Annotated in this window: 13 protein-coding genes; 4 read left to right on the top strand and 9 right to left on the bottom strand. The window is 57.1% G+C overall.

Features of this window, described 5'->3' with window-relative positions; all coding sequences use genetic code 11:
* Nucleotide 1: 1 nt before the first annotated feature.
* From SK51_RS07615 to SK51_RS07605, 3 genes are read right to left on the bottom strand one after another with little or no spacing between them, the layout of a single operon-like run.
* Complete coding sequence (locus SK51_RS07615; RefSeq protein WP_023306963.1) at nucleotides 2-1,042, bottom strand: FecCD family ABC transporter permease; 1,041 nt, start codon at nucleotides 1,040-1,042, stop codon at nucleotides 2-4.
* The gene (locus tag SK51_RS07610; RefSeq protein ID WP_022649420.1) at nucleotides 1,039-2,022 is read right to left on the bottom strand and encodes a FecCD family ABC transporter permease; all 984 of its coding nucleotides are present in this window, start codon (nucleotides 2,020-2,022) and stop codon (nucleotides 1,039-1,041) included. Before SK51_RS07610 ends, SK51_RS07615 begins: the two co-directional genes overlap by 4 nt.
* A complete protein-coding gene (locus SK51_RS07605; RefSeq protein WP_023306964.1) occupies nucleotides 2,019-2,831 on the bottom strand; it encodes an ABC transporter ATP-binding protein in 813 nt (270 codons plus the stop codon). The genes SK51_RS07610 and SK51_RS07605 overlap by 4 nt, the downstream gene beginning before the upstream one ends.
* Before the next feature lie 384 nt (nucleotides 2,832-3,215).
* Between SK51_RS07605 and SK51_RS07600 the strand changes: the two genes are divergently transcribed.
* A complete protein-coding gene (locus SK51_RS07600) occupies nucleotides 3,216-5,345 on the top strand; it encodes a TonB-dependent siderophore receptor (protein WP_032671488.1) in 2,130 nt (709 codons plus the stop codon).
* Between the two features lie 126 nt (nucleotides 5,346-5,471).
* Here the strand turns inward: SK51_RS07600 and parE are convergent, their stop codons facing one another.
* Genes parE through nudF form a run of 5 tightly spaced genes read right to left on the bottom strand, consistent with a single transcriptional unit; the run spans nucleotide 5,472 to nucleotide 9,880 of the window.
* Nucleotides 5,472-7,364, bottom strand: a complete 1,893-nt coding sequence (gene parE, locus SK51_RS07595; RefSeq protein ID WP_023306966.1) for a DNA topoisomerase IV subunit B — start codon at nucleotides 7,362-7,364, stop codon at nucleotides 5,472-5,474.
* 28 nt (nucleotides 7,365-7,392) lie between these two features.
* Entirely contained in the window at nucleotides 7,393-7,974 is a 582-nt protein-coding gene (gene yqiA, locus SK51_RS07590) for an esterase YqiA (protein ID WP_023306967.1), read from the bottom strand.
* Nucleotides 7,974-8,801 (bottom strand): 3',5'-cyclic-AMP phosphodiesterase, encoded by an 828-nt coding sequence (gene cpdA / locus SK51_RS07585; RefSeq protein WP_032676514.1) that lies wholly within the window; start codon nucleotides 8,799-8,801, stop codon nucleotides 7,974-7,976. The genes yqiA and cpdA overlap by 1 nt, the downstream gene beginning before the upstream one ends.
* Nucleotides 8,802-8,828: 27 nt before the next feature.
* On the bottom strand, nucleotides 8,829-9,251 hold the full coding sequence (locus tag SK51_RS07580; protein WP_003862516.1) for a DUF1249 family protein: 423 nt from the start codon (nucleotides 9,249-9,251) through the stop codon (nucleotides 8,829-8,831).
* A complete protein-coding gene (gene nudF, locus SK51_RS07575; RefSeq protein WP_022649425.1) occupies nucleotides 9,248-9,880 on the bottom strand; it encodes an ADP-ribose diphosphatase in 633 nt (210 codons plus the stop codon). Before nudF ends, SK51_RS07580 begins: the two co-directional genes overlap by 4 nt.
* Before the next feature lie 203 nt (nucleotides 9,881-10,083).
* On the opposite strand from nudF, the gene tolC reads away from it, so the two are divergent.
* The 3 genes from tolC to SK51_RS07560 all read left to right on the top strand — a co-directional run bounded on the left by tolC (nucleotide 10,084) and on the right by SK51_RS07560 (nucleotide 14,018).
* A complete protein-coding gene (gene tolC, locus SK51_RS07570; RefSeq protein WP_023306968.1) occupies nucleotides 10,084-11,562 on the top strand; it encodes an outer membrane channel protein TolC in 1,479 nt (492 codons plus the stop codon).
* A gap of 627 nt (nucleotides 11,563-12,189) precedes the next feature.
* Nucleotides 12,190-12,855: a DUF1190 family protein gene (locus SK51_RS07565; protein WP_006811983.1), complete on the top strand. Its 666-nt coding sequence runs from the start codon at nucleotides 12,190-12,192 to the stop codon at nucleotides 12,853-12,855.
* Nucleotides 12,856-12,857: 2 nt separating this feature from the next.
* Entirely contained in the window at nucleotides 12,858-14,018 is a 1,161-nt protein-coding gene (locus SK51_RS07560) for a glutathionylspermidine synthase family protein (protein WP_022649428.1), read from the top strand.
* Nucleotides 14,019-14,099: 81 nt separating this feature from the next.
* Here SK51_RS07560 and ygiD read toward each other — a convergent pair whose 3' ends face one another.
* Nucleotides 14,100-14,888, bottom strand: a complete 789-nt coding sequence (gene ygiD / locus SK51_RS07555; protein WP_023306969.1) for a 4,5-DOPA-extradiol-dioxygenase — start codon at nucleotides 14,886-14,888, stop codon at nucleotides 14,100-14,102.
* Between the last annotated feature and the right edge of the window lie 45 nt (nucleotides 14,889-14,933).

Raw genomic sequence — 14,933 nt, 5'->3', positions numbered from 1 at the left:
CCTAAAATCGATCCCGACGCTGCCAGAGCAGCAGCAGGAAAAACGGTCCGCCAATCAGTGAAATGACAATTCCCGCCGGCAGCTGCAACGGGAGAAATGCCAGCCGCCCGACGTTATCCGCCAGCAGCACCAGCAGCGCGCCCAGTACGGCACTTCCCGTCAGCAGTGCCGTTTGCCCTCCGCGCAGCAGCAGGCGCGCCATGTGCGGGGCAATCAGCCCGACAAAGCCGATACTCCCCACGCAGGAGACGCAGGCCGCGGTGAGCACCACGGGGGCAAACACGCGCAGCAGCGCGAGGCGTGAAGTCCGCACGCCCAGCCCCGTCGCAATGTGGTTGCCGAGCAAGGCTACGTCTGCGGCGCGCGCGGTAAAGAGCAGCAGCGCAAACGCCGGCACTGTCCAGGCAGCAGCGATGCTGACCAGCGTCCAGCTTGCCGCATGCAGACTCCCCGCCAGCCACAGCATCGCCGTCTGGACGTCGCGCACGTCGGCGGTCGTCATAAAGACCCCCATCGCGGCGGCAAACGCCCATGACACGCCGATGCCGATCAGGATGAATCGCGGGCGCGAGATATCACGCGCCAGCGCCACTACCAGCAGCGCGGTCAGCAGCCCACCGGCCATGCCGATAAGTGGACGCCAGTACGGCCCCAATCCCGGAAACTGAAAAATCAGCAGCAGCACCGCCGCGCTACAGCCCTCTTTCACGCCGATAAGTCCGGGGTCAGCAAGGCCGTTGCGGGTAATGGACTGCATGGCCGCCCCCGCCATGCCGAGCATCGCGCCGCACAGCACCGCCATCAGCAGGCGCGGCAGGCGGATATCCATCACAATGTAATGCGCATCCGCCGTCAGACGTTCAGGATAAAACAGCGCACGTCCGATGGCGGAAGCAGGAATGGGCAGCGAGCCGTGCGTCAGGCCAAAACTTAGCAGCAGTAAAACGGCAAGGGTTAAAACGGTCAGATACAGCAGCGCCCTCGGGCGAACCAGCGCCGAGAAGGAGGAAAATCGTACTGCCCTCAATCCAGCCCGGTTCATTTGAACATCCTTGACGCCATAAGGATAAAGACCGGCGCGCCGACCAGCGCAGTCATCACGCCGGTTGCCAGCTCATACGGCGTAAACAGCGTGCGGGCGGCGATATCCGCCATCAGCAGAACCAGCGCCCCGCAGAGGGCTGAGAGCGGCACCATCACGCGCAGGTCCACCGATACCAGACGGCGAATCAGCTGCGGCACCACGAGTCCGATAAACCCGATCGGTCCGGCAACTGAAACCGCCGCGCCGCACAGCAGGGCGATGGCCAGCAGCGCGAGCAGGCGCGTTTTCAGCAGTGACACGCCAAGCCCCTGCGCCATTCTGTCCCCCAGCGCCAGCATGTTCAGCGACGGCGACAGCCAGAGCGCCAGCGCAAAACCCACGGCAGCGGCCCCCGCGGCGCTAGCGGTCGTCTCGCCGATGACTCCCGCCACATCCCCCGCAAGCCAGGTCCGCATGGCCAGCAGCGTCTGTTCATCCAGAATCAACACCGTGGCGGTTATCGATGAGGCAAATGCCGACATCGCCACGCCGCACAGCGTGACCTTCATCGGCGTGAGACCGGTACGCCCGGATGAGGAGAACGTTAGCACCAGCAAAAAGAGCGCGGCGGCGCCGGCTGCGGCTATCAGAGGGCGGCCAAACGGCAGCGACAGCCCGAGGGCACTCGTCAGCACCACCGCCAGCGCCGCCCCTGCATTTAGCCCCAGGATATGCGGCTCGCCGAGCGGGTTGCGGATCACTGACTGCAGCAGCACGCCCGCGACGCCGAGCGCCGCGCCCGTCACCAGGGCGGCGCACAGCCGCATCAAGCGCAGCCTGACGATCACGCTATGCTCAAAATTGCGCGGGTCGAAGTGGAAAAATGCGTCTACTACCGTCCGGGGGGCGATAACGCGCGCCCCGATGCTCAGGTGCGCAATCGCGCCTGCCAGAAGCAGCAGCGTAAAGAGAATAAAGGCCACAGACGTGCGCATCATGGTTTGTCGACAGCCTGACGGAACGGCATAAAGAACGGCTTGCCGGTCAGCGGGTTAACCGACATATGCACGTCGACATCAAACACCGCTTTGATCAGCTCCGGCGTGCAGGCGTCGCCCTCATGCAGTACCCCCTCAACCTTTCCCTGACGTAAAAAGACCAGCGAATCACCGTAGTTCACGGCGAAGTTGAGATCGTGCAGAACCACCACCACGGTGCGCCCGTGCCGGCGCGTCAGCGTGTGCAGCAGTTCGAGGATCTCTACCTGGTAGCGAAGATCGAGGTACGTCGTGGGTTCATCCAGCAGGATGTAGGGCGTTTGCTGCGCCAGCACCATGGCGATCCAGCAGCGCTGGCGCTGGCCGCCGGACAGGCTTTCAACCAGATGATGGGCAAACTCTGCCGTTCCGGTCAGGCGTAACGCCTCTTCCACGGCCCGCTCGTCTTCTTCGCTCCACTGGCGCATCACGTTCTGCCAGGGGAAACGTCCGCGCGAGACCAGCTCAAATACGGTTAACCCTTCTGGAAGCAGCGGAGACTGCGGGAGGATCCCGAGCTGGCGGGCGACCGCTTTGGTTGGCTGCGAGTGGATGGCTTTGCCGTCCAGCACCGCGCTGCCGCCGAGCGGCTGAAGCAGTCGCGCGAGGGTACTTAACAGCGTCGATTTTCCGCAGCCGTTTGCGCCCACCAGAACAGTCATTTTCTGCTGGGGGATCGCAAGGGAGATATCATCAACGATGATTTTTTTCTGGTAACCCGCGGAGAGGTTCTCAAGAACCAGTCCCGGCTTTTTGATGTAGTGAGCCACGTGAACGCCAACGTAAGAAAAAAAACCAACAAATAAAAATAAAACTCATTCTCTTTTGTGAGTTTGCCGCCGCGCCATGTAGTAGTCAAGCGAAGATATACCCTGTAAACCCCAGGGATAACTGAGCATCGATTCACAAATCGAAATTCCTTTTTATCAATTATTTTCAATGCCTTAAACAGGAAATCAACGCGTATTAGCCAGAGAGAAACCTCTGTAGCGAAATTTTTATTTATTCCATTTACTACTACATTCCCTCATGCTTGAATGATTCTCAATTACAAGTCCGATGCCGTAGAGGCTAACGGACAGACCGTAAGGGCAATGACTCACACATTCTTCCGCGAGCATTTCATCGCAGGATATTTTGGGAAAACAGATGTAATGGCTAAGTTCACACCTTCATTCGCCGGGGTAAAAGGGCGCGCGCTCTTTTCACTCCTGTTCATGGCGCCTCTGGTGCACGCAGCAGCAAAAGACGGTGAGACGCTTACCGTCACTGCCGACCCTTACGCTTCCACCGACGCCACCAGCGGCTATCAGCCCCTGAACACCTCCACCGCCACGCTGACCAACATGCCGATGCTGGACATCCCGCAGGTGGTCAATACCGTCAGCGATAAAGTGCTGGAAGACCAAAACGCGACCACGCTCGACGAGGCGCTGTATAACGTCAGCAACGTGGTGCAGACCAACACCCTGGGCGGCACGCAGGATGCCTTCGTGCGCCGTGGCTTCGGCGCAAACCGCGATGGCTCGATCATGACCAACGGCCTGCGCACCGTGCTGCCGCGCAGCTTCAATGCCGCAACCGAGCGCGTGGAGGTGCTAAAAGGCCCGGCCTCGACCCTTTACGGTATTCTCGACCCCGGCGGCCTGATTAACGTGGTGACCAAACGCCCGGAGAAAACCTTCGGCGGCTCGATTTCTGCCACATCAACCAGCTTTGGCGGCGGTACCGGACAGTTTGACGTCACCGGTCCGATTGAAGGTACGCGTCTGGCCTATCGCCTGACGGGGGAGTATCAGGACGAGGATTACTGGCGTAATTTCGGCACCGAACGCAGCACCTTTATCGCCCCGTCTTTGACCTGGTTCGGCGATGATGCCACCGTGACCGTGCTCTATTCGCATCGCGACTATAAAACGCCGTTCGATCGCGGAACGATCTTCGATCTCAACACCAAAAAGGCCGTCGACGTCGATCGCAAAACCCGCTTTGATGAGCCATTTAACGTGACCGACGGTCAGTCCGACCTCGCTCAGCTTAATGCGGAGTATCGCCTTAACAGCCAGTGGACCGCGAAGTTCGACTACAGCTACAGCCAGGATAAGTACAGCGATAACCAGGCTCGCGTGATGGCCTACGATTCAAAAACCGGCAACCTGACCCGCCGCGTGGATGCGACCCAGGGTTCGACCCAGCGTATGCACACAACGCGGGCAGATTTGCAGGGGAACGTGGACATCGCGGGCTTTTACAATGAGATCCTGACCGGCGTGTCGTATGAGAATTACGATCTGCTGCGTACGGACATGATCCGTTGTAAGAACGTTAAGGATTTCAATATTTACAACCCGAGCTATGGCAGCCTCGGCAAGTGCACCACCGTCTCGGCATCCGACAGCGATCAAACCATCAAGCAGGAGAGCTACTCCGCTTACGCGCAGGACGCGCTGTACCTGACCGATAAATGGATCGCCGTTGCCGGGCTGCGCTACCAGTATTACACCCAGTACGCGGGCAAAGGCCGTCCGTTTAACGTCAACACCGACAGCCGCGACGACCAGTGGACGCCGAAGCTGGGCCTGGTATACAAGCTCACGCCGGCAGTCTCCCTGTTTGCTAACTATTCCCAGACGTTTATGCCGCAGTCGTCCATTGCGAGCTACATCGGCGACCTGCCGCCGGAAACGTCGAACGCGTATGAAATAGGCGCTAAATTCGACCTGTTCGACGGGATTACTGCCAACATCGCGCTGTTTGATATCCACAAGCGCAACGTGCTGTACACCGAGAGCATCGGTGATGAAACCGTCGCCAAAACCGCGGGCCGCGTGCGCTCGCAGGGTGTCGAAGTGGATCTCGCCGGATCGCTGACCGAGAACACCAACATTATCGCCAGCTACGGCTATACCGATGCGAAAGTGCTGGAAGACCCGGACTACGCGGGCAAACCGCTGCCGAACGTGCCGCGCCATACCGGCTCCCTGTTCCTGACGTACGATATTCACAATGCGTTTGCCGGGAATACGCTGACAATTGGCGGCGGCGGGCACGGCGTGAGCCGTCGTTCAGCGACTAACGGTGCGGATTATTATCTGCCGGGCTATTTCGTGGCGGATGCATTTGCGGCGTACAAAATGAAGCTGCAATATCCGGTGACGCTACAGGTGAACGTGAAAAACCTGTTTGATAAGACCTACTACACGTCGTCGATTGCGACCAATAACCTGGGCAACCAGATTGGCGACCCGCGTGAAGTGCAGTTTACGGTGAAGATGGAGTTTTGACGTCAGTGCGAGGCGTTCCCCTCACCCTAACCCTCTCCCCAGAGGGGCGAGGGGATCGATCGTAGGCCCGGTAAGCGCAGCGCCACCGGGCAAAAAAAAGCCCTGCATCGCAGGGCTTTTTCAGCATCAGGCCTCAATATCCGCCATATCGCCTTTCTCCTGCAGCCAGTTACGTCGGTCTTCCGAACGTTTCTTGGCAAGGAGCATATCCATCATGGCGTTGGTTTGCTGTTCGTCTTCGTCGCTGATCGTCAGCTGCACCAGACGGCGCGTGTTCGGATCCAACGTCGTTTCGCGAAGCTGCATCGGGTTCATCTCGCCCAGCCCTTTAAAGCGCTGCACGTTCGGTTTGCCCTTCTTGCGCTTCAGCTGTTCCAGCACGCCCGCTTTCTCTTCTTCCGTCAGCGCATAGTAGACTTCTTTGCCAAGGTCGATACGGTACAGCGGCGGCAGCGCCACGTGGACGTGACCGTTTTTCACCAGCGTGCGGAAGTGCTTCACGAACAGCGCGCACAGCAGCGTGGCGATGTGCAGACCATCGGAGTCCGCATCCGCGAGAATGCAGATCTTGCCGTAGCGCAGCTGGCTCAGATCGTCGCTGTCCGGATCGATGCCGATCGCCACGGAGATGTCGTGTACTTCCTGCGAGGCCAGCACTTCATCAGACGAGACTTCCCAGGTGTTGAGGATCTTACCCTTGAGCGGCATGATCGCCTGATACTCACGATCGCGCGCCTGCTTGGCCGATCCGCCCGCCGAGTCCCCTTCCACCAGGAACAGCTCGGTGCGGTTGAGATCCTGCGCGGTACAATCCGCCAGCTTGCCCGGCAGCGCGGGGCCGCTGGTCAGTTTTTTACGCACCACTTTCTTCGCCGCGCGCAGACGACGCTGGGCGCTGGAGATCGCCATTTCAGCCAGCATTTCTGCGGCCTGAACGTTCTGGTTCAGCCACAGGGTAAACGCATCTTTCACCACGCCGGAAACAAACGCCGCACACTGGCGTGACGACAGGCGCTCTTTAGTCTGACCGGCAAACTGCGGATCCTGCATTTTCACGGAAAGCACGTAGGCGCAGCGGTCCCAGATATCTTCTGCGGAAAGCTTCACGCCGCGCGGCAGAATGTTGCGGTATTCGCAGAACTCGCGCATCGCATCCAGCAGACCCTGACGCAGGCCGTTGACGTGCGTCCCCCCGAGCAGCGTTGGGATCAGGTTGACGTAGCTTTCCGTCAGCAGCTCACCGCCTTCAGGTAGCCACAGCAGCGCCCAGTCCACCGCCTCGGTATCACCTTCGAAATTCCCGACGAACGGTTTTTCCGGCAGGGTCGGCAGGCCGTTAACCGCTTCGCACAGGTAGTCGTTCAGACCCTTTTCGTAGCGCCAGCTCTGTTCGGTGTTGTTAACGTGATCTTTAAAGGTGATTTCTACACCTGGGCACAGCACCGCTTTGGCTTTCAGCAGGTGCGTCAGGCGGGAAACAGAAAAGCGTGGGCTGTCGAAGAAGCTTTCGTCAGGCCAGAAATGGACGCTGGTGCCGGTGTTGCGTTTACCGCACGTCCCGACGACCTGCAAATCCTGCACTTTTTCGCCGTTTTCAAACGCGATGTTATACACCTGGCCGTCGCGACGGACGTTCACTTCCACGCGCTTTGACAGGGCGTTAACCACGGAGATCCCCACGCCGTGCAAGCCGCCAGAGAACTGGTAGTTTTTGTTGGAGAACTTACCGCCCGCATGCAGACGGCAGAGGATCAGCTCAACGGCAGGAACCCCCTCTTCCGGGTGAATATCCACCGGCATGCCGCGGCCATCGTCGATGACTTCCAGCGACTGATCGGCGTGCAGGATAACGTCCACGCGTTTGGCATGACCTGCCAGCGCTTCGTCCACACTGTTATCAATTACTTCCTGGCCCAGGTGGTTTGGGCGCGTCGTATCGGTGTACATCCCCGGGCGGCGGCGAACCGGCTCAAGCCCGGTGAGTACCTCAATGGCATCAGCGTTATAGGTTTGCGTCATGATTTAAGCTAGCAATTCGCATTGATTGTCAGTGGCTGTGCAGTCCAAGAAAATCGACAATCTGGGTGAAATGATCTTCAAAGCCCGTGAAAGCATGGTTTCCGCCCTCTTCTACAGTCTGGCGGCAGGATGCGTAATACGCCACTGCCTGGCGGTAATCCAGCACTTCATCTCCCGTCTGTTGCAGCAGCCAGATAAGATCGGGCGCTTCAAGCGGGTCGACCTGCATAACTTTGAGATCGTAAATATGGCGTGACTCTAGCACATATTGTTGGCCGGTGTAGGGGTTCTCGTTTTCGCCAAGAAAGTCCCTTAACAGCTCAAATGGCCGGACCGCCGGGTTAACGACGACAGCGGGCAACATAAAGCATTGCGACAGCCAGGTGGCGTAGTAGCCGCCGAGGGACGAGCCGACAACGCCAAACGATTCGCCGCCGTGTTCAAGCACAATCGATTCCAGCATTTCTGCCGCGTCCGCCGGATAAGGGGGCAGCTGCGGAATAATCATCTCCACGTGCGGATGATGTTCGCTCAGCCACTGGCGAAACTGCGTCGCCTTTGCGGAACGCGGAGAACTGTTGAACCCGTGCAGATAGAGGAGCGTCGACATCAATAGCCTTCTGAAGCGGTATCCGGGCGGAACTGCGCGCCAGCCAGACGGCACACTTCGGTGGTCAGCGAGCCGTCGGCATGCAGGTCCAGCCAGCGCCAGCCCGGTGCGATGGTGTCCAGCGTGAAGTTAGCGCAATGGGGCTTGAACTGCACGCAGGTGGACGGCGTCGCGAGCAGGCGGCGACCGTTCCAGTCGAGATCCTGTTCCTGGTGAATGTGCCCACACAGCAAATTTTTCACGCGCGGGAATTTCGCCAGCACGCTATCCAGCGCCGCAGAGTTGCGTAAGCTGTGCTGATCAAGCCAGCTACAGCCCGCCGGCAGCGGATGATGATGCAGTAACAGCAGCGTATTACGATTCGGTTCGGCGGCCAGTTTTGTCTCCAGCCAGTCAAGCTGATAGTCGCTCAACTCACCGTGCGGAACGCCAAACACCTGACTGTCGAGGAGCAGAATTTGCCACTTGTCCCCCGTAAAGACACATTTTGCCGGCGAAATCCCCGCCTCCTGAAGCGAACTGTACATGGCGGGCTGAAAATCGTGATTGCCCGGTAGCCAGACGCAAGGCACACTAAAGCTCGCAATTCCTTCGGCGAAATGCTGATAGGCTGCGGAGGATTGATCCTGCGCCAGATCGCCTGTCGCGACGATCAGATCGCATGGCCGCTTTTCAGCATGGATCGCGTCAAGAACCGCCTGATAACTCTCCCAGGTGTTCACGCCCAGAAGCGTCTCATGCTTTTCGGCAAAAAGGTGGGTGTCGGTGATTTGTAATATCCTGACTGGCGCCCCACCAGCAACAGTCAGGTTCAACAGGCTTTCCAAATGGTGTCCTTAGGTAGGTTTATGACGCTAACAAACCGGAATCGCCATTGCTCCATGTGCTAAACAATATCTTAGCCAGTCGGCTAAAAACTGGTTAATTTGATGCTTTTCGTCGCGTTGATGCAACTTTTTATTCGGATAATCATACCGCGCTTTGAAGCGAAAGATCTGCTGGCTTGAACACACTTCAGCGACCATCGCATCATGATAAAGACGTACCGTCATTGACGGCAGGCTCCAGTAGCTGATGCTCGGCGCCGTTTGCTCAATCTCCACCAGCGTAGTGTAGCGCGTTGATTCTGTTATCGTTAACCGATACTGCGCGTTGCTCACCTGATAGCTTACCGTTTCGCCGGGCGCGTCGTTTCGCGGCAGCAGGCGGCGCAGCTGGGCGAAATTGGTTTCGCACAGGCGCATCATTTCTGGGAAGTCAGGTGTATAGCGCTTCATTTTTTCCACTCGTTTCGTAAATTCTGATGATGCAGTTGCAGCCATTGCAAGGCGATGACAGACGCTGCGTTGTCGATTAAACCCTCTTCTACCCATTGGTAAGCCTGCTCCCGACTCACCACATGAACCCGAATATCTTCGTTTTCATCTGCCAGACCGTGGATCCCTTTCGCTGTCGTGGCGTCCACTTCGCCCACCATAATAGATGAGCGTTCCGTTGTTCCCCCCGGACTTGCCAGGTAGCTCAACACCGGTTTCGTCCGACCGATCGCCAGGCCTGCCTCTTCCAGCGCCTCACGGCGAGCGACGTCTTCGACCGACTCACCCTCCTCGATCATCCCGGCCACCATCTCCAGCAACCACGGCGTTTCGCTGGTATCATACGCCGCAATACGGACCTGCTCGACCAGCACGACTTCATCACGCACTGGGTCAAAGGGTAGCAAGACTGCCGCATGCCCGCGCTCAAAAATTTCGCGTTTGATTTCACCGCTCATTTCACCGTTAAACAGGCGATGCCTGAAACGGTAAAGTTCCATTGAAAAAAAACCGCTATAAAGCGTTTCTCGTGCAATAATTTCTACATCGTTTTTGGCGAAGGTGACAGGCACGTTTTCTGGTTTTTGCATCGGTCGAGTCCTGGTAGCAATGGTGATGAAATTGTGAATTTCAAGGCTGTTTGGCTGCCGTTTGTATGGCTATATGGTAGATTGGAGCAAATTACCGCCAGATGGCACGTTACGCCAACCTTTTGGTGTGGATGATTCTGTTAGAATCGGCAATTATTTTTAATTAGATCAGCGCTAATACTGCTTCACAACAAGGAATGCAAATGAAGAAATTGCTCCCCATCCTTATCGGCCTGAGCCTGACGGGCTTCAGTGCAATGAGCCAGGCAGAGAACCTGTTACAGGTCTACCAGCAGGCACGTCTGGGCAACCCTGATTTACGTAAATCAGCGGCCGATCGTGATGCTGCGTTTGAAAAGATTAACGAAGCACGTAGTCCACTGCTGCCGCAGTTAGGCTTAGGTGCAGATTATACCTACACTAACGGTTTTCGCGATAACAATGGCATCGACTCGAATGCCACCAGCGCCTCTTTACAGCTTACACAGACCCTGTTCGACATGTCCAAATGGCGTGAACTGAGTTTGCAGGAAAAGAGCGCAGGCATTCAGGATGTCACCTATCAGACCGATCAGCAGACGCTGATCCTGAATACCGCGACCGCCTATTTCCAGGTACTGAGCGCGATTGACGCGCTCTCCTATACCGAAGCGCAGAAACAGGCGATTTACCGTCAGTTAGATCAAACCACCCAGCGTTTTAATGTGGGTCTGGTTGCGATCACTGACGTGCAGAACGCCCGTTCACAGTACGATACCGTACTGGCTAACGAAGTGACCGCACGTAACAACCTCGACAACGCACTGGAAGCACTGCGTCAGGTCACCGGTAACTACTATCCTGAGCTGGCCTCTCTGAACGTGGACAGTTTCAAAACGGATAAACCACAGGCGGTTAATGCTCTGCTGAAAGAAGCGGAAAACCGTAACCTGACCTTATTGCAGGCGCGCCTGAGCCAGGATCTGGCACGCGAGCAGATCCGCCTTGCACAGGATGGTCACCTGCCAACCCTGAGCCTGAGCGCCTCTACCGGCGTATCGGATACCAGCTACAGCGGGTCTAAAACGACGTCTCAGGCCTATGACGACAGCAACGTTGGCCAGAACAAAGTGGGCCTTAGCTTCTCTCTGCCGCTGTACCAGGGCGGGATGGTTAACTCTCAGGTGAAACAGGCGCAATACAACTTTGTGGGTGCCAGCGAGCAGCTGGAAAGCGCGCACCGCAACGTGGTGCAGACCGTGCGTTCTTCCTTTAACAACGTCAATGCCTCTATCAGTAGCATCAACGCTTACAAACAGGCCGTTGTCTCTGCGCAAAGCTCTCTGGACGCGATGGAAGCAGGCTACTCCGTCGGTACGCGTACCATCGTTGACGTGTTAGACGCAACGACCACGCTGTATAACGCGAAACAGCAGCTTTCCAGCGCACGTTACCAGTACCTGATTAACCAGCTGAACATCAAGCAGGCGCTGGGTACGCTGAACGAGCAGGATCTGCAAATGCTGAACAGTACGCTGGGTAAACCGGTATCCACGTCGCCTGACAGCGTGGCGCCGGAAAATCCAGAGCAGGATGCCGCGGTTGATAACTTCAACGCTAACGGCAGCGCCCCGGCTGCACAGCCAGCGGCAGCGCGCAGCACCTCACCTGCGAGCAGCGGCACGAATCCGTTCCGTAACTAAGTGTGTCATCAGGCCCAATGCGGCCTGATGCCCTCACCCCAGCCCTCTCCCACAGGGCTGAGGGTTCCCCACAAATTAATGCGAGCACTGAGCAATCCCCTCGCCCCTCCGGGGAGAGGGTTAGGGTGAGGGGAACATACGGCGGTGGTGGTCATTCCGTTCACTTTATGTTCCTTGCTACTCTGTAACGACATGACCGGTGAACGTGCCAGGGTGGCTCAGTCGCCACCACCCTGGCGACCCGGGCTCCCGGCGGTAAATCGCCGCTTCGCGGTGCCCTCGGCTTATTCCTTCCGGCTTATCGGGTACGGGCGGAGGCAACGTCCCTGTAAAGCCGCCCTCTCGGCGCATCCCTGCGCCTCGCCCCGGCCTGCAGGAAACGCCTCAGCGATTTACAGCCGGACCAGGGCATCGCTGACAGCCCTCAGTCATTTAGAAAGCAACTTTATTGCTTCTGCATAAAAAAATTACTGGGGATCCCTCAGCCCACAGGGAGAGGGAGCACATTAATCCCTCCCGAACGTAAGCCAACGTAAAGATCCCCCGGATTTCGCCCCTCTTCGCTTCATTTTCAACCACTCATCCTCTATCCTGAGCGTTAATACCCCTGGGTCCTGGAAGACAAATATGAAACGGACAAAAACGATGAATCACGCGTCGTTCCGCAAAAGCTGGAACGCACGCCACCTGACACCTGTCGCGCTGGCGGTCACCGCCGTCTTTATGCTGGCAGGCTGTGAGCAAAGCGACGAAACGGTGTCGCTCTATCAAAACGCTGACGATTGTGCGAGCGCAACCGGTAAAGCCGCCGAGTGTACGACGGCCTATAACAACGCCCTGAAAGAGGCAGAACGTACCGCGCCGAAATATGCCTCACGCGAAGACTGTGTAGCCGAATTCGGCGAAGGCCAGTGCCAGCAGGCTCCTGCTCAGGCAGGTATGGCGCCGGAAAACCAGGCGCAGGCACAGTCCAGCGGTAGCTTCTGGATGCCTCTGATGGCGGGTTATATGATGGGCCGTCTGATGAGCGGCGGCGCGGGCTACCAGCAGCAACCGCTGTTTAGTTCTAAAAACCCAAACAGCCCGGCGTACGGTAAATACACCGATGCCACCGGCAAGGGTTACGGTGCTGCAACGCCTGGCCGTACGATGACCGTACCGAAAACCGCGATGGCACCGAAACCAGCCACTACCAGCACCATTACCCGTGGCGGCTTCGGTGAGTCTGTGGCGAAACAAACCACCATGCAGCGTAGTGCGACCGGCTCTTCGACTCGCTCAATGGGCGGCTGATCATGGAACGAGTCAGTATTGTCGAGCGCCCGGACTGGCGCGAAAAAGCCACCGAATACGGTTTCAACTTTCACACCATGTACGGCGAGCCGTACTGGTGTGAAGACGCTTACTATAAGCTCACGCTCGCGCAGGTCGAAAAGCTTGAAGAGGTGACCGCAGAACTGCACCAGATGTGCCTGAAGGTGGTAGAGAAAGTCATCGACAGCGATGAGCTGATGACCAAATTCCGCATTCCGAAGCACACCTGGAGCTTTGTTCGTCAGTCCTGGAAAACGAACCAGCCTTCTCTCTACTCTCGCCTCGATTTGGCATGGGATGGCGTGGGTGAACCGAAGCTTTTAGAAAACAACGCAGATACGCCAACCTCCCTGTACGAAGCCGCGTTCTTCCAGTGGATCTGGCTGGAAGATCAGGCGAATGCCGGAAACTTGCCGGAAGGCAGCGACCAGTTCAACAGCCTTCAGGAAAAACTGATTGAGCGTTTCGCCGAACTGCGTGAACAGCACGGTTTCAACCTGTTGCACCTCGCCTGCTGTCGCGATACCGAAGAAGATCGCGGTACGGTTCAGTATTTGCAGGACTGCGCAGCCGAAGCGGAAGTGGCGACGGAATTCCTCTATATCGAAGAGATCGGTTTAGGTGAAAAAGGTCAGTTTACGGACACGCAGGATCAGGTGATCAGCAACCTGTTCAAGCTCTACCCGTGGGAATACATGCTGCGCGAAATGTTTTCTACCAAGCTGGAAGACGCCGGTGTGCGCTGGCTGGAACCAGCCTGGAAGAGCATTATCTCCAATAAAGCCCTGCTGCCAATGCTGTGGGAGATGTTCCCGAACCACCCGAACCTGCTGCCTGCTTACTTTGCCGAAGATGATTTCCCGCCGATGGAGAAATACGTCGTTAAGCCAATCTTCTCCCGTGAAGGCGCGAACGTCTCGATTATCGAAAACGGTAAAACGCTGGAAGCGGTTGAAGGGCCGTACGGTGAGGAAGGGATGATCGTCCAGGCGTTTTATCAACTGCCGAAGTTTGGCGACAGCTATACGCTGATCGGCAGCTGGCTTATTAACGATCAGCCTGCCGGGATTGGTATTCGCGAAGATCGCGCGCTGATTACGCAGGATCTGTCGCGTTTCTACCCGCATATTTTTATTGAATAAGACTTGCCGGGTGGCGGCTTCGCCTTACCCGGCCTACATGTTGAGCGTAGGCCCGGTAAGCGCAGCGCCACCGGGCATGTTTTACCCCACCTGCACCGACAGCATACTCAAGCTCCCCATCTCAATACCGTCGACCGGTGTTGTAATAACCTCCTGACCGTCCCATGCGCCTAATACATACAGCAATGGCAAGAAGTGTTCCGGCGTCGGGTTAGAGAGCGAACCGCCGTCGTGATCCAGATAGTTCACCAAAGGGTGCCGTTCGACCGGCCCTTGCCAGGTCAGGTTGTCTTTTACATAGTCATTAAAGGCTGTTGCCCAAGGGTACGGCGTATTTTCACCGTGCCAGCGTACCGTACGCAGATTGTGTACCACGTTGCCACTGGCAATCAGCATGATGCCCTCATCACGAAGCGAAGCCAGCTTACGCCCCATCTCCATGTGCCAGGCAGCCGGTTTGGTGCTGTCGATACTCAGTTGCACCATCGGGATATCCGCATCAGGATACATCTTAATCAGCACGCCCCACGAGCCATGGTCAAAGCCCCAGGCCTCTTTATCCAGGGTGACCGGGAAAGGTGCCAGCAAATCCACCAGCGTTTGCGCCAGCTCAGGCGAACCGGGGGCCGGATAATGCGTATCGTACAGCGCCTGCGGAAAACCGCCAAAATCATGGATCGTTTTTGGCGCTTCCATGGCCGTCACGCCGGTACCCCGGGTAAACCAGTGCGCAGAGACCACCACAATTGCCTTCGGACGCGGTAACGTCTTACCCAGTTGACACCAGGCGCGGGTATAGACGTTATCTTCCAGAACGTTCATGGGGCTGCCATGGCCTAAAAACAGTGCTGGCATACGAGAAGGAGACATGGTGATATCCTTAGAGGAAGTGACAAAGTGATGGGCCTACATTAC

The organism is Enterobacter sp. MGH85, from assembly GCF_001037655.1.
Classification (GTDB): Bacteria; Pseudomonadota; Gammaproteobacteria; order Enterobacterales; family Enterobacteriaceae; genus Enterobacter; species Enterobacter intestinihominis.
This window is presented reverse-complemented; position numbering and strand designations above follow the sequence as displayed.

Excerpts from the sequence above, each read along its gene's own strand:
- SK51_RS07615 (WP_023306963.1), bottom strand. The coding sequence starts at position 1,042 with ATGAACCGGGCTGGATTGAGGGCAGTACGATTTTCCTCCTTCTCGGCG.
- SK51_RS07610 (WP_022649420.1), bottom strand. The coding sequence starts at position 2,022 with ATGATGCGCACGTCTGTGGCCTTTATTCTCTTTACGCTGCTGCTTCTG.
- SK51_RS07600 (WP_032671488.1), top strand. The coding sequence starts at position 3,216 with ATGGCTAAGTTCACACCTTCATTCGCCGGGGTAAAAGGGCGCGCGCTC.
- parE (WP_023306966.1), bottom strand. The coding sequence starts at position 7,364 with ATGACGCAAACCTATAACGCTGATGCCATTGAGGTACTCACCGGGCTT.
- yqiA (WP_023306967.1), bottom strand. The coding sequence starts at position 7,974 with ATGTCGACGCTCCTCTATCTGCACGGGTTCAACAGTTCTCCGCGTTCC.
- SK51_RS07580 (WP_003862516.1), bottom strand. The coding sequence starts at position 9,251 with ATGAAGCGCTATACACCTGACTTCCCAGAAATGATGCGCCTGTGCGAA.
- nudF (WP_022649425.1), bottom strand. The coding sequence starts at position 9,880 with ATGCAAAAACCAGAAAACGTGCCTGTCACCTTCGCCAAAAACGATGTA.
- tolC (WP_023306968.1), top strand. The coding sequence starts at position 10,084 with ATGAAGAAATTGCTCCCCATCCTTATCGGCCTGAGCCTGACGGGCTTC.
- SK51_RS07565 (WP_006811983.1), top strand. The coding sequence starts at position 12,190 with ATGAAACGGACAAAAACGATGAATCACGCGTCGTTCCGCAAAAGCTGG.
- SK51_RS07560 (WP_022649428.1), top strand. The coding sequence starts at position 12,858 with ATGGAACGAGTCAGTATTGTCGAGCGCCCGGACTGGCGCGAAAAAGCC.
- ygiD (WP_023306969.1), bottom strand. The coding sequence starts at position 14,888 with ATGTCTCCTTCTCGTATGCCAGCACTGTTTTTAGGCCATGGCAGCCCC.